The 21,662-nt window shown below is 40.8% G+C and carries 19 protein-coding genes and 1 riboswitch; of the genes, 9 read left to right on the top strand and 10 right to left on the bottom strand.

The genetic code is table 11. The features are described from left to right. Window positions 1–9: 9 nt before the first annotated feature. The 4 genes from ACLI09_RS02815 to ACLI09_RS02800 all read right to left on the bottom strand — a co-directional run bounded on the left by ACLI09_RS02815 (window position 10) and on the right by ACLI09_RS02800 (window position 8,279). Window positions 10–3,129 carry a SusC/RagA family TonB-linked outer membrane protein gene (locus ACLI09_RS02815; protein WP_411418073.1) on the bottom strand — a complete coding sequence of 1,040 codons (3,120 nt, stop codon included), beginning with the start codon at window positions 3,127–3,129 and terminating at the stop codon, window positions 10–12. Window positions 3,130–3,381: 252 nt separating this feature from the next. Then, the gene (locus ACLI09_RS02810; protein WP_411418072.1) at window positions 3,382–4,416 is read right to left on the bottom strand and encodes a LacI family DNA-binding transcriptional regulator; all 1,035 of its coding nucleotides are present in this window, start codon (window positions 4,414–4,416) and stop codon (window positions 3,382–3,384) included. Window positions 4,417–4,739: 323 nt separating this feature from the next. Continuing rightward, window positions 4,740–5,909: an MFS transporter gene (locus ACLI09_RS02805; protein ID WP_411418071.1), complete on the bottom strand. Its 1,170-nt coding sequence runs from the start codon at window positions 5,907–5,909 to the stop codon at window positions 4,740–4,742. Between the two features lie 15 nt (window positions 5,910–5,924). After that, window positions 5,925–8,279, bottom strand: a complete 2,355-nt coding sequence (locus tag ACLI09_RS02800) for a GH92 family glycosyl hydrolase (protein ID WP_411418070.1) — start codon at window positions 8,277–8,279, stop codon at window positions 5,925–5,927. Between the two features lie 240 nt (window positions 8,280–8,519). Between ACLI09_RS02800 and ACLI09_RS02795 the strand changes: the two genes are divergently transcribed. Beyond that, window positions 8,520–9,248 carry a GntR family transcriptional regulator gene (locus ACLI09_RS02795; RefSeq protein WP_411418069.1) on the top strand — a complete coding sequence of 243 codons (729 nt, stop codon included), beginning with the start codon at window positions 8,520–8,522 and terminating at the stop codon, window positions 9,246–9,248. A gap of 159 nt (window positions 9,249–9,407) precedes the next feature. On the opposite strand, the gene ACLI09_RS02790 is transcribed toward ACLI09_RS02795, so the two are convergent. From ACLI09_RS02790 to ACLI09_RS02780, 3 genes are read right to left on the bottom strand one after another with little or no spacing between them, the layout of a single operon-like run. Further along, entirely contained in the window at window positions 9,408–10,322 is a 915-nt protein-coding gene (locus ACLI09_RS02790) for a helix-turn-helix domain-containing protein (RefSeq protein ID WP_411418068.1), read from the bottom strand. Between the two features lie 18 nt (window positions 10,323–10,340). Next, on the bottom strand, window positions 10,341–10,595 hold the full coding sequence (locus tag ACLI09_RS02785) for an Atu4866 domain-containing protein (protein ID WP_411418067.1): 255 nt from the start codon (window positions 10,593–10,595) through the stop codon (window positions 10,341–10,343). Between the two features lie 4 nt (window positions 10,596–10,599). Further along, on the bottom strand, window positions 10,600–11,343 hold the full coding sequence (locus tag ACLI09_RS02780) for an SDR family oxidoreductase (protein ID WP_411418066.1): 744 nt from the start codon (window positions 11,341–11,343) through the stop codon (window positions 10,600–10,602). 433 nt (window positions 11,344–11,776) lie between these two features. Then, window positions 11,777–11,872: riboswitch (TPP riboswitch) on the top strand. Between the two features lie 67 nt (window positions 11,873–11,939). On the opposite strand from ACLI09_RS02780, the gene thiS reads away from it, so the two are divergent. From thiS to ACLI09_RS02740, 8 genes are read left to right on the top strand one after another with little or no spacing between them, the layout of a single operon-like run. Continuing rightward, window positions 11,940–12,146 (top strand): sulfur carrier protein ThiS, encoded by a 207-nt coding sequence (gene thiS / locus ACLI09_RS02775; RefSeq protein WP_411418065.1) that lies wholly within the window; start codon window positions 11,940–11,942, stop codon window positions 12,144–12,146. 41 nt (window positions 12,147–12,187) lie between these two features. Further along, the gene (gene thiC / locus ACLI09_RS02770; protein ID WP_411418064.1) at window positions 12,188–14,011 is read left to right on the top strand and encodes a phosphomethylpyrimidine synthase ThiC; all 1,824 of its coding nucleotides are present in this window, start codon (window positions 12,188–12,190) and stop codon (window positions 14,009–14,011) included. A 2-nt stretch (window positions 14,012–14,013) separates the two neighbouring features. Then, complete coding sequence (locus ACLI09_RS02765; protein WP_411418063.1) at window positions 14,014–14,613, top strand: thiamine phosphate synthase; 600 nt, start codon at window positions 14,014–14,016, stop codon at window positions 14,611–14,613. Then, window positions 14,586–15,338, top strand: a complete 753-nt coding sequence (locus ACLI09_RS02760) for a hydroxymethylpyrimidine/phosphomethylpyrimidine kinase (protein ID WP_411418062.1) — start codon at window positions 14,586–14,588, stop codon at window positions 15,336–15,338. Before ACLI09_RS02765 ends, ACLI09_RS02760 begins: the two co-directional genes overlap by 28 nt. Further along, window positions 15,328–15,954: a thiamine phosphate synthase gene (locus ACLI09_RS02755; RefSeq protein ID WP_411418061.1), complete on the top strand. Its 627-nt coding sequence runs from the start codon at window positions 15,328–15,330 to the stop codon at window positions 15,952–15,954. Before ACLI09_RS02760 ends, ACLI09_RS02755 begins: the two co-directional genes overlap by 11 nt. After that, a complete protein-coding gene (locus tag ACLI09_RS02750; RefSeq protein ID WP_411418060.1) occupies window positions 15,942–16,715 on the top strand; it encodes a thiazole synthase in 774 nt (257 codons plus the stop codon). The genes ACLI09_RS02755 and ACLI09_RS02750 overlap by 13 nt, the downstream gene beginning before the upstream one ends. 10 nt (window positions 16,716–16,725) lie before the next feature. Further along, window positions 16,726–17,841, top strand: a complete 1,116-nt coding sequence (gene thiH, locus ACLI09_RS02745) for a 2-iminoacetate synthase ThiH (protein WP_411418059.1) — start codon at window positions 16,726–16,728, stop codon at window positions 17,839–17,841. Further along, the gene (locus ACLI09_RS02740; RefSeq protein ID WP_411418058.1) at window positions 17,838–18,548 is read left to right on the top strand and encodes a HesA/MoeB/ThiF family protein; all 711 of its coding nucleotides are present in this window, start codon (window positions 17,838–17,840) and stop codon (window positions 18,546–18,548) included. The genes thiH and ACLI09_RS02740 overlap by 4 nt, the downstream gene beginning before the upstream one ends. 534 nt (window positions 18,549–19,082) lie before the next feature. Here the strand turns inward: ACLI09_RS02740 and ACLI09_RS02735 are convergent. The 3 genes from ACLI09_RS02735 to ACLI09_RS02725 all read right to left on the bottom strand — a co-directional run bounded on the left by ACLI09_RS02735 (window position 19,083) and on the right by ACLI09_RS02725 (window position 21,656). Next, window positions 19,083–19,337 carry a hypothetical protein gene (locus ACLI09_RS02735; protein ID WP_411418057.1) on the bottom strand — a complete coding sequence of 85 codons (255 nt, stop codon included), beginning with the start codon at window positions 19,335–19,337 and terminating at the stop codon, window positions 19,083–19,085. A gap of 81 nt (window positions 19,338–19,418) precedes the next feature. Beyond that, the gene (locus tag ACLI09_RS02730; RefSeq protein ID WP_411418056.1) at window positions 19,419–20,789 is read right to left on the bottom strand and encodes a S41 family peptidase; all 1,371 of its coding nucleotides are present in this window, start codon (window positions 20,787–20,789) and stop codon (window positions 19,419–19,421) included. A 117-nt stretch (window positions 20,790–20,906) separates the two neighbouring features. Further along, on the bottom strand, window positions 20,907–21,656 hold the full coding sequence (locus ACLI09_RS02725) for a hypothetical protein (RefSeq protein ID WP_411418055.1): 750 nt from the start codon (window positions 21,654–21,656) through the stop codon (window positions 20,907–20,909). Between the last annotated feature and the right edge of the window lie 6 nt (window positions 21,657–21,662).

Raw genomic sequence — 21,662 nt, 5'->3', positions numbered from 1 at the left:
TCATTTTTTTTAGAAAGTAACGTCCAGGCCAAGGCCATAATACTTTAATGTAGGGTAAGCCCTGCCACTATTGCCTCCGGATGGCGTCATACTGTTGTTAAACTCAGACAGTTCAGGGTCTACAAATTTAACTTTAGATAGTGTTAGCAGGTTTTGCCCCGATACATACATCCTGAAGCCGGCAATGTCTAAGCTCTCCAATAATTTTTTAGGCAATGAGTATCCTAACTGGATATTTTTTAAACGGGCATAAGCACCATCGTATAAATACATATCAGACCCCCTCCTGAAATTGTTAGTATTAGATTGTGTACCGTTATTAGCTAGGCGTGGATATGCCGCATCCGGATTTTGTGGTGTCCAGAAATCAAGCTGGTGGGTATACATGGTCATGCCGTAGTTGTAGTGGAACGGCTCTACCAGTTCTCCCCTAATCATCATGGTACGCTTACCTACACCCTGGATAAATATACTCAGGTCGAAGTTTTTAAACCCTACATTGTAGGTAGCACCAAAGGTGTACCTTGGGAACGGGTTGCCAAATATAAATTTGTCAGAATCGTTAATAACACCATCCTTATTAAGGTCTACATACCTGTTATCTCCCGGAGATACGCTTATACCTTCCGGCACGGCAGCCCCCTGAATTTCTTCCCAGCTGTTAAAATAACCATCTCTTCTTAATCCTACATACGAATTAAATGGCAGCCCTTCGCGCAATATTACCTGAAGCTCTTCAACGCCGGTTAAACGCTCCTGGCCGTTGTTATAATCAAGCACTTCGTTCCTGGCATCTCCCAGGGTTAATGTAAGGCCATGGTTAAACAACTTACCATTGTGCCTGTAAGTAGCGGTTACTTCCCATCCCTTGCTTCCTACTTTACCTGCGTTAAAGCTGGGCAAGCTGGTACCAAAAACTCCCGGAACCTGCGGAGGTATAAGTATGTCTGATGTTGTTTTATTAAAATAATCAGCAGTAAGGGATAGCGCGCCGTTAAAAAAATCGGCGTCAAAGCCCACGTTAAACGTTGCGGCCCTTTCCCACTGTAAATCCTGGTTTGCAAAATTGTAGCCGGTACCGCTTACACCCTCATTGTTAAAGCCGTAAGCATTTTGAAATGTAAAGAATGTGGTTTGGTACTGAAAGTTACCCACGCTCTGGTTACCCAAAACACCGTAAGATGCCCTTAATTTTATATTACCCACTTTATCCCTGTACGACTGCATAAAGTTTTCACGGGCTATGTTGTACCCAAGCGTAGCTGACGGGAAGAAGCCCCACCGAATTTCTTTACGGAATTTTGAGGAACCATCGTACCTAAAGCTAAACTCCCCAAAATATTTATCATCAAAATCGTAAGAAGCACGCCCAAACAGTGAGTTAAGGCTATTTTTTGATGAGCTGTCGTTAGAGTTGTAAGAATTTTCGGCAATTACGGTTTCGCTTACAGGTGTACCTAAATCGGGATCGGTAAATTGCTTAAATACACCTATACCCCTGTCAGAGTGATTTTCGTTAGAGTAGCCTATTAAAGCCCCTACAGTGTGTTTTTGGGCAAAAACTTTGTCGAACTGTGCCAAAAACTGGGTGTTTAGGTCAAGGCTCTTGCGGGTTTCGTCGTTAGTATTCCTGTCGGCGCCATAAATACCCTGTGGTGAAAACCTAACTTCTTTAACCCGGGCAAACATAGAATTATTCCATACGCGCCCGCCGAATACTGTTTTAAGTTTTAAATAATCTGTAACTTTTAATTCAGCATTGATAGACCCAAAAACATCGTCATTGTCATACTTCCTGAAGCCTCCTTTTTCAAGAATACCAAGTGAGTTAAACTGCTGAAGCACATCGTTGGTAAGGTAGTTTCCGTCTGCATCAACCTGGTCGTAATACAACGGGACCCTGAAGGCATCTACCATAAGGGTACCGGTGCTCGATGAATGGTCAGTAATTTTTTGCTTAGCGTAGGTAAGTATAGAGGTGAGCTTAAATTTCCCGTACTCGTTTGTAAGGTTAACCCTATAGTTATAGCGCTCCATACCTTTTGATGGGCCTACAAAATTACTCCTTTGGTTAAGGTAACCTAAAGATACCAGATACGTAGAGTTTGCACTACCTCCAGACACCGTAACATTATGGTTTTGCTGTAATGCGGGCCGTACAATTTCTTCGGCAAACCATTCTGAATCGCCCTTAGCCTTAAACGCTGCGATTTGGTCAGCGGTAAAAACAGCGGTACTTTCACCCGAATTAAAGGCAGCTTCATTGCGCAGCATGGCGTTTTCATATCCATGTACCGGCTTTGTAAAATAATGCGGCATGTTATAACCGCTTAATGTGTTTAACTGTACGGTTAAAGGGGTTTCTTTACTACCTTTCCTTGTAGTTATAAGCACTACACCATTGCTGGCCCTCGACCCGTATATAGCAGCACTACCGGCATCTTTTAAAACAGATACACTCTCTATATCGGCAGGGTTTAGCGCATTTATATCGCCGCCTACAATACCGTCTATAACAATCAGCGGGCTGTTATTACCCAGGGTACTAATACCCCTGATATTGATATTTAAACCCGCGCCCGGTTCAGAATTTGTTTGCTGGATGGTAAGGCTGGGAGATTTACCCTGAAGCGCCTGGGTGGTATTAACAACCGCCCTGCCTTTAAAATCATCGTCTCCCACCTGGTCTATCGCACCAATAACTTTTGTACGCTTTTGCGTACCGTAACCTACTACCACCACTTCGTCAAGACTGGTAGTGTTATTTTCCATAACCAGGTTAATAGGAGCGCCATCTCCTGCTTTTCTTTCTACCGTGGTCATACCAACATAGGAAAAGACCAATACAGACTGAGACGACCCAACCCTGATGGTGAAATTACCATCTAAATCAGACGCGGCAGAATTAGTAGTGCCTTTCTCTGTAACCGACACCCCGGGCAGCGTTTCGCCCGAGGCATCTTTAATAACTCCGGTAATAACTACCGGCTCCTGAAAATAAGCAAATGCTGTACCTGAATTAAGCAGTAGCAGCAACAAAATAATGAAGCCCGGCCTTAATAGCAAGTCCTGAAACCTGCTAATAGTACTCCCGGGCGGCAAGGCTCGTAGAACAAATTTTAAATTCATTTAAGTTAGTCTAAGTTTGGTTAAATAATTTGGGTTAAACTATTGCAAAACAAATATACTAAATCGATTTAGTAAAAAAAATGTTTTTTTATATAATTATAAAATTAATGTTAATTAATACGATAAATCTAAAAATTTAATATTAAAATTACTTAATGCTCAATGTAATCTTAAATATCAAAAAATAAAAGCCGATTTTTATATAATAAAGGAGAAAAAATTTGGGCGAAAATTCAATCGTTATAGTGGTAATTAACGTGTGGTTACTGATATTGACGAGTTTCTAACCACAAGTTCTGCGTCCAGAACAATTTTTTTGGGCAAAGGTACCACGTCTTTCGTTTTAAGCAGGTTTAGCATAAGCTCCATTAATTGATTGCCCATTTCCCAAAGGGGCTGAGATACCGCAGTAATTGTAGGGGTAAGTACACTAAAAAAATCATTATCATCAAAAGTTACCATACCAAGCGTTTCCGTTAGCTCCGGGGCATTTTTTTTAAGGGCTTCAAGCGCCTTAAGGGTAAGATAATTTGTGGCAAAAAATACAGCATCTTTATGCTGCGCATTTTTTAAAAAATTTAGTATAAGCACTTTACTTTCCGGAGTATGTGTATCCTTAAAAGGAATAAAAAGCACTTGTGGCACTAATGCATTTTCCTGTACCGCCTGCTTATACCCTTCCAGCCTTGCAAGCATTTGCGTTTGCTGGGTATCTGTAGTAATAAATACAATATTTTTATAGCCGTTTTTAATTAAGTGCATGGTTGCCTCATATGATGCTTCCTTATTATTAATAACCACAATATTGCACTCTAAGTCCTCAAAATACCTGTCTAAAAGTATAACCGGTATATTTTCATCAACAAGTTTTTTAATTACGGGGGCCAGGCCCGGAGACGGAACAATTATAAATCCGTCAACCTGCCTGAATGTAAAAAGGTTTATAAGCTCAATAGATTTGTTATCATCATTTTCGTTACTGCAAAAAATAACTTTATATCCTTTTTTATATGCTATATCTTCAATTACCCTGGCCAGCCTGGAAAAGAAACTGTTTGAAATGTCTTCTACCATAAAAACCAAAATATTCGACCTGCCGGTTCTTAAACTTTTGGCAAGCTGGTTAGGCTGATAATTAATTTCCGCCACATAATCCAATACTTTTTTTGTTAGTTTGGCAGAAATATGTTTTTCCTCAGCCTTGCCATTAAGAATAAAGGATACCGTGGTTGAAGAAGTGTTGAGCGCTTCTGCAATGGATTTTAACGAAACTTGTTTCTTTTTCATTACATATTGGTTACTATTATAGAAATTTTAGTCGGTATAAAATCGGCAGCAATATGTGGGCCTGTAAATACAATCATGTCAAAACATGGTAACAGGGCATATAAAATGTGCTCAATAATTATAATCAGGTTGGCTGCAAATATACCAACTCATTTTACATATTAAGTTAAAATAAACACACGTGGGCTAAAATACATGTGGATTTGACACATGAACAGTGTATATAAGATAATAAAAAGGGTATAAAAACGTATATATAAAGTAAAAGCAGGACAAAATAATTGCCCTGCTTTTTAATTATTGTGTATTATAATAAAACTATTTTAAAGACTTATCTCGCTAACATTATTTTTTAGCCTAAATGATGTATACAATAAATACAGTCCGCAAAATAATATAACGGCCACCGCGCCTTGTAGTGACCCGGCAACATCGGTAGCAAAACCCATAAGCGGTGGTAAAAAGGCACCACCCGCAACACCGGTTATCATAAGCCCCGATATTTCGTTAACCAATAACGGCCTTGATTTTATAGCCAGTGTATATATTACAGCAAAAATACTGGAAGAGCCCAACGCGGTAACACACACAAAAAATAAAATTAATTCCTGCTGTTTTACAAATAGCAATATGGCTAACGATAGTACAACCACGAGCATATTTACTTTAAAAAACACAATTTCAGAAAATTTGCGCAGTAACAAAACGCCCAGTACCGTTCCTATAGTGCGGGCCGCAAAATAGTAGCTGGAACCATAAGTGGCCGCTTCTACCGCAAGCCCCGCCCTTTCTATAAGCAGTTTTGGCGTAACAGTATTCATGCCTACGTCAAGGCCTACTATACATAAAATGCCACCAAAGGCTAATAGTGTATTACCATCCTTAAGCAAACTGAAGGTTTTGCCAATGCTGGCTGTCTTATCGCTTTTAGCACCCTCATCTATTTTAGTTGCCAGCAACCACAACATAGACAGCAGCGTAACCGCCGTATACACATAAAAACTTTTTTCCCACGAGCCGTACTTAAGCGAAAAATAACCTACAATAAGCGGGCCCGTAAACGACGATATGGCTTTTACAAACTGCCCAAAGGTTATAAAGCTTGTTAACTGCCTGCCGGAAACCACATTGGTAAGCAGTGGATTTAAGGCTACCTGCAATATGGTATTGCCTATACCTAACAGTACAAACGTTATATAACAGGTAACTTCTGTAAACTGTATAATAGGTATAAGCGTGGCGATTAGCGTTATGAATAAACCGGCCAATACCATTTTTTTCCGGCCTACCGAATCCATTGCCATTGCTACGGGAATAGAAAGTATAAAGAACCATAAAAAAACCATGGAAGGTAAAAAACCGGCCTGGGTTTCGCTCCAGTTAAATTGCAGCTGGGCATAGGTAACCGATATGCCTACCAAATCGCAAAAGCCCATGATAAAGAAGCCAAATAATATGGGGAACAGCGCTGACGAATATTGTTGTTTTTGCATAATTAAATTGAACTGTTATTCAGTCCTTTTTTTATTGGGTTCTGCCCCTACCGACATTTTTAACGTACCTCCCTTTGCTATATCGTTCAGGCCTATAGAAAGCTTATCCATGTTTTTACCGTTAAGCGATACATCCTGAAGATATACATTAGCCTTTTCATTATTGCTTACTTCTATTGTAAACGGCTTGCGGCCGGTTGATGCAGGAAGTTTTACCGAAACTTTATCAAATAACGGGCTGCTTACCTGGAACGACGGATTGATGTCGGTCAAGCCTTTTACATCAAACAGCCCTATTGAAGACATTACATACCAGGCACCTAGTTGTCCCTGGTCTTCATCCTGTCCGTAACCGTAGCCGTGTATACCTTCGGTACCATAAAACTCGTCGCAAATGGCATGTACCCATTTTTGGGTTAAATAAGGCTTGCCCGAATAGTTAAACAACCACGAAATGTGCAGGTTAGGCTGGTTACCGTGATTATAATAACCCGAAAGCCCCGCAAACGCATCTATTTTAGTACCGCCGCCAAAAACATTTTTTTGCGATATTTCAAAAATTTTCTCGAGTCTTTCGTTAAACGTGTCTTTGCCTAATGTTGCCACTAACTCATCTACAGCGTGGGGAACATAAAAAGTATATTGCCATGCGTTTCCTTCCTGGAAACCTCTCCACGGTTGCGACGGGTCAAAGTTTGATACAAAATTTCCGTTAGCATATTTTGGCCTTATAAATTTAGTCTCGTTGTCATACAGCAGCTTCCAGCCGTTTGATAATTTTATAAGCTGGTTATAATCATCCTTCTTGCCCAGTGCTTTTGCAAATTGTGCTACCGCATAGGCGCTGTATGAATACTCCAGGGTGTGCGATGCCGAGAACCCTGAGCCCTGTATAGTGGTATTAAAACCGATGTCGTCTATTTGTGGCGAGTAGCCGCGCTCCACAAACTGCTGCACATCCATTTTTCCGGCGCCTTCTATACGGCTCCTCCACTCAAGTTCGTTTTTAAGCGCCGCCGCATATGCTACATCAACATCATAATTTTTTATGCCGCTGTTGTAGGCAGATGCTATAGCCAGACCGGTAAAGTTTGTACCCACCCCCGAAACATATTTGCTTGATGCTATACCGTCTCCTAACCAGCCTGCATCTTTATATACAAGCAATTGCGCCTGTACCCAGTCGGCATAATATTCCGGGTATGCCAGTGCCCATAGCTGGGTAAGGTTCCAGAAACCGCCCCATATGGCATCGCTGTTATAGTAATTATATTCAGGAACCCCTTTATCGTTTACAGGTATCTGCCCCACTTTACCATTGTTCATCGGGTAAGCGCCATTTACATCGCTGCCCAGGCCACGCCCCAATAACGCATGGTATAAACCGGTATAAAATTTAATTTTATCCGTTTCGTTTTTCCCTTCTACGCTTATCCTTCCCAGATACTCGTTCCATACCGCCAGGCTTTGTTTTTTGGCTTTGTCAAAAGTAAGTTTCTTAGCCTCGGCATCAAGGTTTAGCTTCGCATTGGCCACAGAGGTAAAAGATAGTCCTATTTTAACGGTAATGGCTTCATTTTCTTTAGTAGTAAACGTAAAGTAAGCGCCCGACCCTTCACCTGCAATTTCTTTTTCGCCGGCTTTCCTGTCTTTTTTATTAAACACGCCATATGCCGCGGGCTTCTTATCCAGCACTGCATAAAAATACATGGCAACCTCAGCACCTTCCTGATATTTTTTTACATACTCGGGCGTAGTTATTACATAGCCTTCTACACTGCCGTTTTTGTTGATGGTAACCTTAGCATCTTTAACCGCGCCGCTTTCGCCCTGCCTGTTGCCGATGTCGAATATAATATGCGATTGTGATGACTTAGGAAACGTGTAGCGCTGAAAACCTACCCTTTTTGTTGCGGTAAGTTCTGCCTTAATATTATAATCTTTTAATAAAACAGAATAATAGCCCGATGTTGCATGCTCATCTTTACGGTCAAAAGATGACCTGTAACCTTCATCATTATTTTCAAGGCTTCCCGGTATGATTTGCAGCGTTCCCACACTTGGTGCCACTACAATACCCCCTACCTGAAATTCGTGCAAACAGGCAAAACCTTCTATAGAGTTTTCCCTATGGTCGTAGCCTGTGGCTTCCCATCCCTGGGCATTACCTAAGTGCGCGTTTGTAGACGGGCCTAATTTTGCCAGGCCAAAAGGCACAGCACCGGGTGTATAAAAAAACCAGCGGCTGTGTGCCGTACCTATATTAGGGTCTACATAATCGGATAACTGGTTGTATTTTTTTTGGGCGCTAATTAACTGCAAAGCAAAGCACGCCATAAGCAGTAGTATAATGCTTATATTTTTTTTCATATTGTATTGTTTAACGATTATCAAAATTGCGGATATAAAATATGCTGTATACTTTTTTTCAAATAAAATAATTCATTTCACATTGTACATATGTATGTACAATATCGTTGTAGCAAAGTAAAGTAATTGTATTGATATAACAAAATCTTATTTTTAATCGTGCAGAATTAATTAACTTTGTACCAATGCGAGTGCGTAAACTTCAGTAAATAATGGTGGCCTACGGAGGAATTAAGCAATATGAAGATTAAATTAGACCATAACAGCCCGGTACCCCTTCATATTCAGATAGAAGAGCAAATACGGATAGCCATAAAGGCAGATGAATATCAAGGCGGAAAAAAATTGCCCAATGAAATGGATTTGTCTAAACAATTAGGCATATCCCGCAGTACCCTTAGACAGTCATTAAACAAGCTTATGATTGAAGGCTTGCTGGTGCGTAAAAAAGGCGTAGGCACTTTTGTAAAGAAATCCGGAATAAACTCTAAAGCCCAAAACTGGCAAAGTTTTTCCCAGGAAATGAAGACTTTGGGGGTTACCATCAAAAACTACGAACTTCATATAAGCTGGGTATATCCGGATGAGCAGCTGTGCCTGTTTTTTGACATTAATAAAAATGTAAAAATACTTAAGTTAGAACGCCTGCGCGGTAAAGAAGAATATCCGTTTGTTTATTTTATATCCTATTTTCACCCCAGGATAGGATTAACCGGTAACGAAGATTTTACACGCCCCCTGTATGACATTTTAGAAAGTGACTATAATTCTGTAGCAAATTTTTCTAAGGAAGAAATAAGCGCCATAGCGGCCACGCCCTTTTTAGCGGAGAAGCTTGAAATTAAATCCGGCGAGCCGGTACTTAAACGCATGCGCTTTGTATACGACCCCGGTACGCGCCCACTCGAATGGAACGTGGGCTATTATAAAGCCGACAGCTTTACCTATACGCTTGAATTTGAACGTTAAGTTTCACTTTATTTAACCAACTAATATTGCCTTTACATACTAATCTGCAACAAAAAAGTTCAACCAGCTGAAGGTTTTAAAAAATACCATGCGTTAAAGTAAAACTATTTGCCGCATCGTTGCGGCAACAAATTCTAAAGTATCAGATAATAAACCTTTTTAATTAAATGCGGCCCTAAATGCCAGGGGTGACTGGTTGGTCTTACTTTTAAACATCTTACTGAATGACTGTGAATGCTCAAAGCCTAACATAAAAGCTATTTCGCTAACGGTAAGGTTTGTAGTTGAGAGTTTTTCTTTGGCAATGCTAATAAGCTTGTTTTGTATATGTTGTTGTGTACTTTGTTGTGTATGGATGCGCAGGAGGCTGCCCAGATAGTTAGGCGAAATATTTAGCTGAACCGCCAGGTCAATTACGGTAGGAATGCCTTTTTCAGATACTACACCTTCCTCAAAAAAGTTGTTGAGTATTTTCTCAAAGCGTTCCAACAGCTCATGGCTTGATTTATTACGGGTTAAAAACTGGCGCTCGTAGAAGCGTTCCGAATAAATAAACAACCGTTCCAGCTGTGTAATAATTAGCTCCCTGCTGAACTTATCAATATTAGACTGATACTCCTTTTCAATATTTTGAAAAATATCTACAATTATAGCCTCCTCCTTTTCAGAGAGGAACAATGCTTCGGTAACTTCATAGTGGAAATAATCATATAATCGCATCTTTTTTATCAGGGCCGTGTTCCATAAAAAGTCAGGGTGTATCAATAGCAGCCACCCGCTGGGCTCAACCTTGGCATCGGGGTTTATTTCAACTTTTAAAAACTGGAGTGGTGATACAAAGGTTAATACCCCTGAATCAAAGTCAAATTGCTGCTGCCCGTAATTAAATTTGGCAGTTACATCCCGCTTTAAGCCAATAGAATAGAAATTCTGTATCCATCGTAATTCTTTTTCATCTGTTGGATATTTTACCTTGCTGTAGTCAACAAGGCTAACCAGCGGATGTTCCGGCTTAGGAAGGTTACAAAACTCATGAAACTGTGCTATCGAGTCAAAGCGGAATGTATAATCCATAACTGCTAAATTAATCAATTAGTTTTCTTTATAAAAAACCATACCACCATGATACAGAATGCCGTCTTTAAATTCGCCGTCGGCAGTAAATCCCGTATCGTCTTTATAGTCAATATGGTTTCCTGTTACAGTATAGCTCCCCTGGTAAGCACTCTCGCGGCTACCCCTTGCTTCGTCATATCGGTTTCCGGGTAATAGCTCATGGCGGATTCGCCCATCCTGGGTAACCCACATCCCCAGGTAACCTTTGGTTTCTTCCATTGTCTGTTCCATTATACTACAACGCTTTTTGGGCCGTAGGCCTTACCACAATCTCATTAACGTCAACATCGGCCGGTTGAGATATTGCATAGGCTACAGCCCTTGCAATAGCCGCTGCCGGAAGCAGGTTAACCCTGAACTTTTCTATAGCCAGTTGTTTTAATGCTGGGTCTGATATACTTTCGGCAAGTTCCGACTCTGTTGCTCCCGGCGCCACTAACGTAACCCTTATATTGTTACTTACTTCCTGGCGCAGGCCATCTGACAACGCCCTTACAGCAAACTTCGTTGCACTGTATACTGTTGATGTCGGCCCCACCCAGCGGTCAGCCACTGAGGTAATATTTATAAACTGGCCACTGTCTTTGCTTTCAAATACAGGCAACGCGGCCGCAATGCCGTGTAAAACACCTTTGACATTTACATCGACCATGCTATGCCATTCTGATACTTTGTAGCTGTTTAGCATAGAAAGGGGCATTACCCCGGCATTGTTTATCCATACATCTAAAGTACCGTATTTTTCAACCCCGTAACCTGCAAAAGCAATTACATCATCGGGATTTGTAACATCAAGCTTTTTGTACACAGCCTCACCGCCGTTGTCGAGAATAGAAGCTGTAATGGCTTTTAAATTGTCTTCACGCCTTGCGCCCAATAACACTTTTGCACCTAATGCAGCCAAATGATAGGCTATTGCTTCGCCAATACCGCTGCTGGCTCCTGTAACAGCAACTACTTTCCCTTTAATGTTTTCCATCTTTCCTATATTTATATGTTTGAAAATGATGGTACAAAGGTGGTTCGCCTTTAAATTTGTTATGTAGCCCAATCCATCAATTATGTAGTATAATCGTGAATTAAATCTATGTACGGCAAGATGGAAAAAGTTAATCCTTCGAAATATTTACTGAGTAATTTCCTTCGTTCAGATAATAAGACTATTTAATCAACCTCTCAGTCTTATTTAAAAATTTATCTATAGCAGACTTGATATCAACAACTAACTATTCAGCAAGCACAACTAGCCACCAACTAAATTCCTACAGTGCAATGTAGCAACTCCGGGCACCAAGTTAAATAAATTGTGGTTCCTGTATCGGGACAATTGCACAACTTATAAAAAGATAAAGCTTCACAATCTTAAAATAAATTAGATTATTTTGTTTTAAATAAAAATGCACTTACATTTGTTTTCACTTTAGGGGTGTCTACAAATGTAGGCTGAGATTTTACCCTCTGAACCTGATGCAGTTCATACTGCCGTAGGGAAAAGTAAGATGACTTCGTGGTATACCATTGCGTACACCTGTAGCCATTCCTAAAGTATATATCTATATATACTAATTAACAGGAATGGAACTTACAATAAACAACCAGACTAAAAATTTTGCACAAAGCGAACTTACCATACAGGCCCTGCTTGATATAGAAACTCCTGCTAAGCAAAAGGGCATTGCTGTGGCCGTTAACAACAGCGTAATCCCAAAAACCAATTGGGATAGTCATACCCTCTCCCCTACTGATCAAATTCTAATCATCTCTGCTACACAGGGCGGGTAATGTGCTATTGCTACAAACTAAAAAACAATAAATACACTATTATGGAAAATTCTGAACATCAAATATCGCGCTCGCCCTTTCCCAATTCAAAAAAAATTTATGTAGAAGGCAAACTGTATCCTGAAATAAAAGTAGCGATGCGTGAAATAGCGCTGCACGACACCAAACTGTCTAACGGTAGCGTAGAGAAGAATTCGCCGGTTACAGTGTATGACACTTCCGGACCTTATACTGATGTTACTACCGAAATAGACATCCGTAAAGGCCTGCCACGCATTCGTGAGCAATGGATTTTAGACCGCAATGACGTAGAAGAATTGGATGGGATTTCATCCGAGTATGGAAAACAACGGTTGTACAATCAAAAGCTGGACCACCTGCGTTTTGAATACCTGCACAAACCCATGCGCGCTAAAGAAGGAGCCAATGTAACACAGTTATATTATGCCAAACAAGGCATTATAACACCTGAGATGGAATACATTGCCATACGTGAGAACCAGCGCCTCGAAGAGTTTGAACAGCAAAACCCAAAACTATGCAACCAGCATGCAGGTAATAGTTTTGGCGCTAATACCCCTAAAACTAAAATTACGCCGGAGTTTGTGCGCAGTGAAGTAGCCAGCGGGCGCGCCATTATACCTAATAACATTAACCACCCTGAGAGTGAACCCATGATTGTGGGGCGTAACTTTTTAGTTAAGATTAATGCCAATATTGGCAACAGTGCGGTAACCTCAAGTATTGAAGAAGAGGTTGAAAAAGCGGTATGGGCCTGCCGCTGGGGTGCAGATACCATTATGGACCTATCTACCGGTAAAAACATTCATGAAACCCGCGAGTGGATCATCCGAAATTCACCGGTACCCATAGGTACGGTGCCCATTTACCAGGCTTTGGAAAAGGTAAAGGGTGTTGCCGAAGACCTTACCTGGGAGGTTTTTAGGGATACCCTTATAGAACAGGCAGAACAGGGCGTATCATATTTTACCATACATGCCGGGGTATTGCTACGCTACATTCACTTAACTGCAAACCGCGTTACGGGCATTGTATCGCGCGGTGGCTCTATTATGGCAAAGTGGTGCCTGTTCCATCACAAAGAGAATTTTTTATACACACATTTTGAAGAAATATGCGAAATAATGAAGGTATATGATGTGGCATTTTCTTTAGGCGACGGCCTGCGCCCAGGCTCTATTGCCGATGCCAATGATGCGGCACAGTTTGCCGAACTGGAAACCCTGGGTGAGCTTACAAAAATTGCCTGGAAGCATGATGTACAGGTATTTATAGAAGGCCCCGGCCATGTACCTATGCACATGATAAAAGAGAACATGGACAAACAACTGGCGCATTGCGGCGAAGCTCCTTTTTACACCCTGGGCCCGCTTACTACAGATATTGCACCGGGTTATGACCATATTACATCGGCCATTGGGGCGGCCATGATAGGCTGGTACGGTACCGCTATGCTGTGTTATGTAACGCCCAAAGAACATTTGGGGCTTCCTAACAAAAAAGACGTTAAAGACGGGGTTATTACATATAAAATAGCTGCCCATGCAGCCGACCTTGCAAAAGGCCATCCCGGAGCACAGTACCGCGACAATGCCCTTAGCAAAGCGCGTTTTGAATTCAGGTGGGAAGACCAGTTTAACCTGGCGTTAGACCCTGATACCGCACGCGAGTTTCATGATGAAACCCTTCCTGCAGATGGTGCCAAGGTAGCCCACTTTTGCTCTATGTGCGGCCCCAAATTCTGCTCTATGAAAATATCGCAGGAAATAAGGGACGTTGCCGAACAAGGCATGAAAGAAAAATCGGAAGAATTTGTTGAGAGTGGCAAGGAAATTTACCTCTAAAGATGATTGTAGTTTCCAGCCAAAGCCCTTTAAATAAAGAAGCAGCTACTATTAACGCAATGTTTGATAATGGGCTTAAGCTACTGCACATCAGGAAGCCTGATGCAACTGTAAAAGAATTGAGGCACCTGATAGCGGGTATAGATTTGCAAAACTATCATCAATTGGCATTAAATCAGCACCATGAGATAGCATCTGATTATGGTATAAAACGGCTTCATTTTAAAGAAGTTGAACGGTTAAAACAATCTGAAAGACAACTAAACTCTTTGAAGCAAAATGGATATATGCTGTCCACTTCAGTCCATAGCTGGGAATCTTATGAGGCACTTACTCCAATGTTTAGTTACGCCTTTATCGGCCCGGTATTCAACAGCATTTCTAAAGAAGGATACAATGCAATGAAGCACATAGAATCAGGCGGCAATAGCACTGTAAAGCGAATAGCAATTGGTGGGATATCAAAAGAAAATCTCGACAGTAAAATACTAAAAGCCTTTGATGGCGTAGCGGTGTTAGGTTCAATATGGCTAAGCGGGGAACCACTAAAAGAATTTAAATTACTACAACAGAAATGGACTACGGCAGGCAGGCAATTTTAAGCATAGCGGGATTTGACCCTTCGGGCGGTGCGGGTGTACTGGCAGATGTAAAAACATTTGAGCAGCACCGTTGCCTGGGTTTTGGGGCTGTTACGGCGCTTACGGTACAAACTGAAGATGCATATTATAAAACGGTTTGGCAGCCTTACCAAATGGTTATTGACCAATGTGAACCCTTGTTTAACCAATATAAAATCGAAGTTGTAAAAATTGGTATTATAGAAAACCTCGATACATTACTCGATCTCGTAAACTGGATAAAAAGGAAGAACAATAACATAAAAATTATCTGGGATACGGTACTGTCGGCATCTGCAGGAAGCAGTTTCATTTCTTCAATAGACAATACTGTACTATCCGATATTTTAAATAAGGTTTATTTAATTACACCAAACAGTATAGAAGCTTGCAGGTTAACCGGTGATGAAGACTCTAAACAGTCTGCTCTTACACTTGCTGCGCACTGCAGCGTTTACCTGAAAGGGGGGCATTCAGTGCAGGAAAAAGGCGTAGACTTTTTGTATGCCAATGACAAGACAACACCGTATTTACCTTCTGAAATTAACCTTCCACAAAAGCATGGGTCTGGTTGTATCCTATCGTCAGCCATAGCGGCTAATCTCGCTTTGGGAATACATATTGAAGAGGCATGCAGGCTGGCTAAAAACTATATTGAAAGAGCATTAAAAAGTAACGAAAACCTTTTGGGCTACCATGTACAGTAAAATACAATACATATCGCAGGGCGCAACAGCATTACAGCAGTTAGATGCCGTCAAAAATGCGCTTGATGCAGGCTGTACCTGGGTGCAGCTGCGCTTTAAAGATGCCACAGAAATTGAGGTACTCAAATTATCTTCACGAGTTAAAAAGGTGATAGAAGGATATGCTTGCACCTACATAATAAACGATTACCCCCACATTGCCAAAGAAATAGGTGCTGATGGTATTCACTTAGGGTTAGATGATATGCCGGTAGAAAAAGCACGCGAAATTATAGGGCCAAACAAAATTATAGGCGGCACAGCAAATACACTTACGCATGTTATGCAAAGATGTAAAGAGCAGTGCGATTACATTGGCCTGGGGCCCTACCGCTTTACAGCAACAAAAGAAAAACTGAGCCCGGTTTTAGGCTTACAAGGTTATATTGATATAATGCAGCACCTAAAACGACATAATGTTCAAATGCCTATTTACGCCATTGGCGGCATACTACAGGATGATATACCTGCCATTCTACACGCCGGTATTTACGGGGTAGCGCTTTCAGCGCTTATCACTAACCATCCACACAAAAAAGAACTACTAACAAATTTAAACACACTATGCAGCCATTAACTATAGCCGATAAAACCTTTACATCCCGTCTGTTTTTAGGTACCGGCAAATTTGGGTCGAACAAGCTTATGGAAGGGGCAGTTATAGCATCAGGCAGCGAACTGGTTACTGTGGCGCTCAAACGTGTAGACCTGCAAACCGATACCGATGCCCTGCTTAACAGCCTGCAACACCCACACATTAACCTGCTGCCCAATACATCGGGTGCCCGAACGGCTAAAGAGGCAGTTTTTGCGGCGCAGCTGGCACGCGAGGCCCTAGAAACCAACTGGCTAAAGCTTGAAATTCACCCTGACCCCAGGTATCTATTACCCGACCCTATAGAAACGCTTAAAGCAACCGAAGAACTAGCTAAACTGGGATTTGTGGTACTGCCATACATACATGCCGACCCGGTTTTATGCAAACTGCTTGAAGATGCCGGTACTGCGGCTGTAATGCCTTTAGGAGCACCTATAGGCAGTAATAAGGGCCTGCGGACGGTTGATTTTTTAGAAATCATTATCCAGCAGAGCCGTGTGCCTGTAATTGTAGATGCCGGAATAGGCGCTCCGTCTCATGCAGCACTGGCTATGGAACTTGGCGCCGACGCTGTACTGGTTAATACCGCTATTGCCGTTGCGGGAAACCCGGTACTCATGGCCGAAGCTTTTAAAGAAGCGGTAATTGCAGGCAGAAAAGCCTTTGAAGCTAAACTGGCAGGAATAGTTAGTACCGCAATCGCATCCAGCCCGCTCACCTCTTTTTTGTTTGATAATTAAGTAAACGCACATGGCAACTTTTAAAGATATTTTTGACACCTACAATTGGAATGAGGTAAGCCAAAGAATATACGCCACCACAACACAGGATGTAGCACTGGCTTTGGCGAACAGAAAGCGCACACTTGACGATTTCATGGCACTTATATCGCCGGCGGCACAGCCCTATTTAGAACAGATGGCCCATGCCAGCAGGGCCCTTACACAAAAGCGGTTCGGCAAGACCATACAAATGTATGCGCCAATGTACCTAAGTAATGAATGCCAGAATATTTGTACCTACTGCGGTTTTAGCCTTGACAACAAGTTAAAGCGAAAAACACTTAGCGATAGTGAAATACTGCAGGAATGTGATGTCTTAAAAAGCATGGGCTTTGACCATGTGTTACTGGTAACGGGCGAGTCTAATTATACCGTAAACATCAACTATTTTTTAAATGCTGTTGGGCTTATCAAAGATAAATTTGCCAATATATCGGTAGAAGTACAGCCCTTAAGTACCGATGAATATAGGGCGCTGCATAAGGCGGGTGTTTATTCGGTACTCGTATATCAGGAAACCTATCACAGGGAGGCCTACAAGGTCTATCACCCGAAAGGAAAAAAATCCAATTTTGATTTCAGGCTCGAAACACCTGACAGGGTGGGCAAAGCAGGCATCCATAAAGTAGGCCTCGGCGTATTGCTGGGGCTGGAAGACTGGCGTACTGATAGTTTCTTTAACGCACTGCACCTCGATTATCTGCAAAAGCAGTACTGGCAATGTAAATATTCGGTTTCCTTTCCGCGATTACGGCCTGCAGAGAGTATAATAGAACCTAATTTTATTATGACCGATACCGATATGGTGCAGCTTATTTGTGCCTACCGTTTATGGAACGAAGACCTTGAAATTTCCATTTCAACCCGTGAAAATGAGAAATTCAGGGATAATATCATTTCATTGGGAACTACCAGCATGAGTGCGGGTTCTAAAACCAATCCCGGTGGTTATGTGGTAGACCCGGAGTCATTAGAACAATTTGAAACCAGTGATGAACGTTCGCCGGCAGAGATAGCAGCAATAATCTCAAATGAAGGTTACGAACCGGTTTGGAAAGACTGGGATAAAATATATTCAGTATGAATGCCATAAATACCTTTTTACGCTACAGCCGCCAGATGATGGTGCCCGAAATAGGTAACGAAGGCCAGCAAAAGCTAATCGATGCAAAGGTTTTGGTTATTGGCGCGGGTGGCCTTGGCTGCCCAGTTTTGCAATACCTTGCCGCTGCCGGTGTGGGAACTATAGGTATTGTAGATTTTGATGTTATAGAACTGCACAACCTGCACAGGCAAATTTTGTATCACGATAAAACAACCGGACAAAGCAAAGCAATTATTGCTCAAAAAGTGTTAATGGAACTAAACCCACATGCAACGTTTCACGTTTTTGATGAAAAGCTAACACCTGACAATGCTGAACGTATTATATCTGATTTTGATATAATTGTAGATGGCAGCGATAATTTTGCTACCCGATATTTGGTTAACAATACCTGTGTTCAATTAAGTAAACCGCTGATTTATGGCAGCATCCTCAAATTTGAAGGGCAAATAGCGGTATTCAATCATAATACCAGTAAAAATTTACGGGACTTGTTTCCGGAACCTCCCGAGCCTGAAGATGTTCCAAATTGCAGCCTTAACGGTGTTATAGGTACACTGCCGGGCATAATAGGCACTATGATGGCACAGGAAACTCTAAAGCTTATCATCGGCATACCTGTATTACACAATGAACTATTGCTTTTTAATACATTACAATGGAGTTTTATGAAGTTACGCTACTAGATTAATAATTTCTATGCGTAACATAAGATAAAAAAGGGGATAAGATAAATATGAATAACTGGTTTTTTAGGAAAACTGGTTTATAATAAACCTGTTTTTAGGAACATTTGGCACTCATTTATCAAAATCATGCCTTGAGCGATTTAAGTTGTTATTGTTATATTTATCACAAATAGAGAACATTACACTTTTTTAAACCTGTTTAATTCATTAAATACGTAAAATTGACAAATAGTTATTATGATTATAGCTATTTATGTTTCAATATCATATTAATCACCTTTTATAGGACTAATTTTAAATTCTATTAAAATCTGGTTCAGATGGCTGCATTCAATGTGTGAGGTTTTTATCAAGCACAAGTTGATTAAGCATGATGTAAATTTTAAATTTAGCCTAAAACAAAATAGGACAACTAAATTACTTATGTCAAATTTAGCAACTCTACTAACAATTTGAATTAATTAGCAAGATATCGCATCATAATGGTTTGGCGTAAGATAACAATATATATGGCAAAATCAAACAGTCAGCTCAAGTCTTTCGGTATTGTGTTTTGCCTATTTCTGTATTCATCTTCCGGATGCTTTTAAACATAACGCCCTGCACAGATTTCTTTTTCTTTACATACTCCTTAGTACATTGCTCCAATTCAGAAAGCAGAGATTTATATTTCTGGTAATTCTCTGCAAGTTTCGCTATGCCTTCACGTGTTATGGAATCTTCTTCAATTGAAGTTTTATTTTTAACTATAGAGGACAGCTCCTCGAATCTGCAAAAGGCTCTCATGATATTTTCATGGTCTTTCGCATTTATTCCCTGCATAATTTTTACTTTGTAATTTATCGTTGGGCTTGATGATGTTCTGATTTACTCTTTGACAACAGGCCAGATTTTTTTAATGATTACCGGCTTAGCCGCATCTTTAGGCAGGGTTTTATCCAGGATATTTGCCATAGTATTTTTACCCTGGGCCAGGCGCCCCTTTCCTGAAATTATAGCAAGTGCCTGATGGAACAATACTTCATTTACATCCCCCAATGGAAAAACTTCCAGCGACTGTAATTCATCCAGGATAACTGATGGCGGTATCCCATTCCTATAGTTGCCCTCACCGTTGGCGTTGGAAAGTTTATAAATAGCAGGGTATAACACCCAGCGGCCGTCTGTACCCGCAACCCTGTCGTCTTCAATCGGGAAACTGGCCATATCTTTACCAAACGTTTTTTTACCTATGGTAATTACTTCCATATACGGTTTAAGGTTATTGATAATAATTTCTGACGCAGAAGCTGTGCGGTTTCCAGAGAGGATGTAGACTTTTTGGATTGATGGGTGGGCGGCACGCAGGGATTCAAAACTAACCTGCGACTCATTCATTTCCAGGGCTTCTTTAAAAGTCTGGTTGATTTCTCCACCATTGCTGTTACCTTTAAAAGTGATAAAAGGATCGCCGGGCTGTATAACGGGGGATAACAGAATACTTAATGCTGTGGCTGAAGACACATCTCCGCCACCGTTATACCTTAAATCTACCACAATCTCATTTACGGCCTGGTTTTTAAAGTCCTGAAATGCTAGTAAGAGCGACTGTGAAAGCCCGATATCAAAATGCGGAATTTCAATATAGCCCACTTTATTATTTTGTTCAGTAATGACCTGGTGGTGGACAGGTTGTAAAAAGGTAAACCCCTTATGGATAGTAACCTGTTGCGGATCTGTAAATCCCGATTCTTCAAAATATGCAACTACTTGTAAAGTGGCATTTTCAGTATTCATTAAATTTTGATAGAGATTGTCGTAATTTTCCTGGTTTAAGACAATATTGCCAATAGCCGTTATCAATTGTCCGCGATGCAGGCCACTATTTTCAGCAGGGGAACCCGACAGCACATATAGTACCACACCAAATACCTGTCCGTCATGTTCAACAAAAGAAACATCAAAACCAAACGAGCCACTCAGGCTTTTGGGAAACGTTTCTGCTGAAGCGGTATGGATTGCATAAGAAAAAGGATCATCAGTATGCAGCAGCGTTGTAAAATAGGCTTTAGGATCTAAAGACAAATCACCTTTGCCCGGCATGCTTTCGTTCCAGTAATAATAGCGTTTCATTTGTGTATAAATCCACTCGTTTACATACTCATTTGTACCTTCTTTGTATGTTATAGAAATATCGTCGTTAGTTTGGCAGGCAACCAAAAAGCTTACTAACAATAGTATTAAAATTGATTTCTTCATCCTAAAGTTTTGGTTTTAAATAACTTTTCCGAGTAAAAAACAGCCATTATTACGCTTACAGCATATTCATTTTCAAATGAGTATAAGTTTTTACTTTTTTTTATTACTATCGCTGGTTCATTCCAGATAATCTGCCACATCAATATCTCCTTTTATAACTACTGTTCCGTTTTCCATTTTTTCCTGCAGTACAATCATATTGGCACCAATAGTCTGACTTATCTGGACTTGTATGGGTGTTGTACCCGTATAAGGTTCAGTGGTTCCTGGTTTGTAAAGCTCCAGGAATACCGGGGCTGTATTGCTAAAAAAATTGTAAACCTTTAATTCAGAGAAATCATCTGTCCCAATGTTTTCAAATGTGGCAAGTACAGTTCCATTTCCTTTTTTTAATACACCTTTTACACTTTCAAGATTATAACCTGAGTATTCTCCCAGATTAGGAAAAAGGAATACAAAGCCCACCTGGCCCAAATTTACACTAGGCTTTACAGCATAGACCTCAAGAAAAATATCCGGCAAATTAAAAAAATAGAAGTCCTTATAGTCTGCAATATTATCGTAAGTGATTTCATATTTTGCCCGCTCATTCCCTGTGTCATTGTCGTAAATACCTAATACATCCGATTCTCCCTTATCTACTACGAAGTGCAGTGTAGTTTCAATATTTTCATTATAAAAGCTGCTGCCATTAATCAGCACCGGTTCATTATTAAACCTTAGCTGTACCGCACCTGGGGCAGAAAAACCTTTTATATTTATCGTGCCGGCTTTTTGTGCCACGTCAAATTCTTCGGTAAGTTCGTTTTCGCAGGATGATGTTGCTAACACTAATAATGCGAGTACTAAAATTCTTGCTTTTTTCATAAGTCT

The organism is Flavobacterium sp. RHBU_24 (assembly GCF_046613695.1).
Classification (GTDB): Bacteria; Bacteroidota; Bacteroidia; order Flavobacteriales; family Flavobacteriaceae; genus Flavobacterium.
This window is presented reverse-complemented; position numbering and strand designations above follow the sequence as displayed.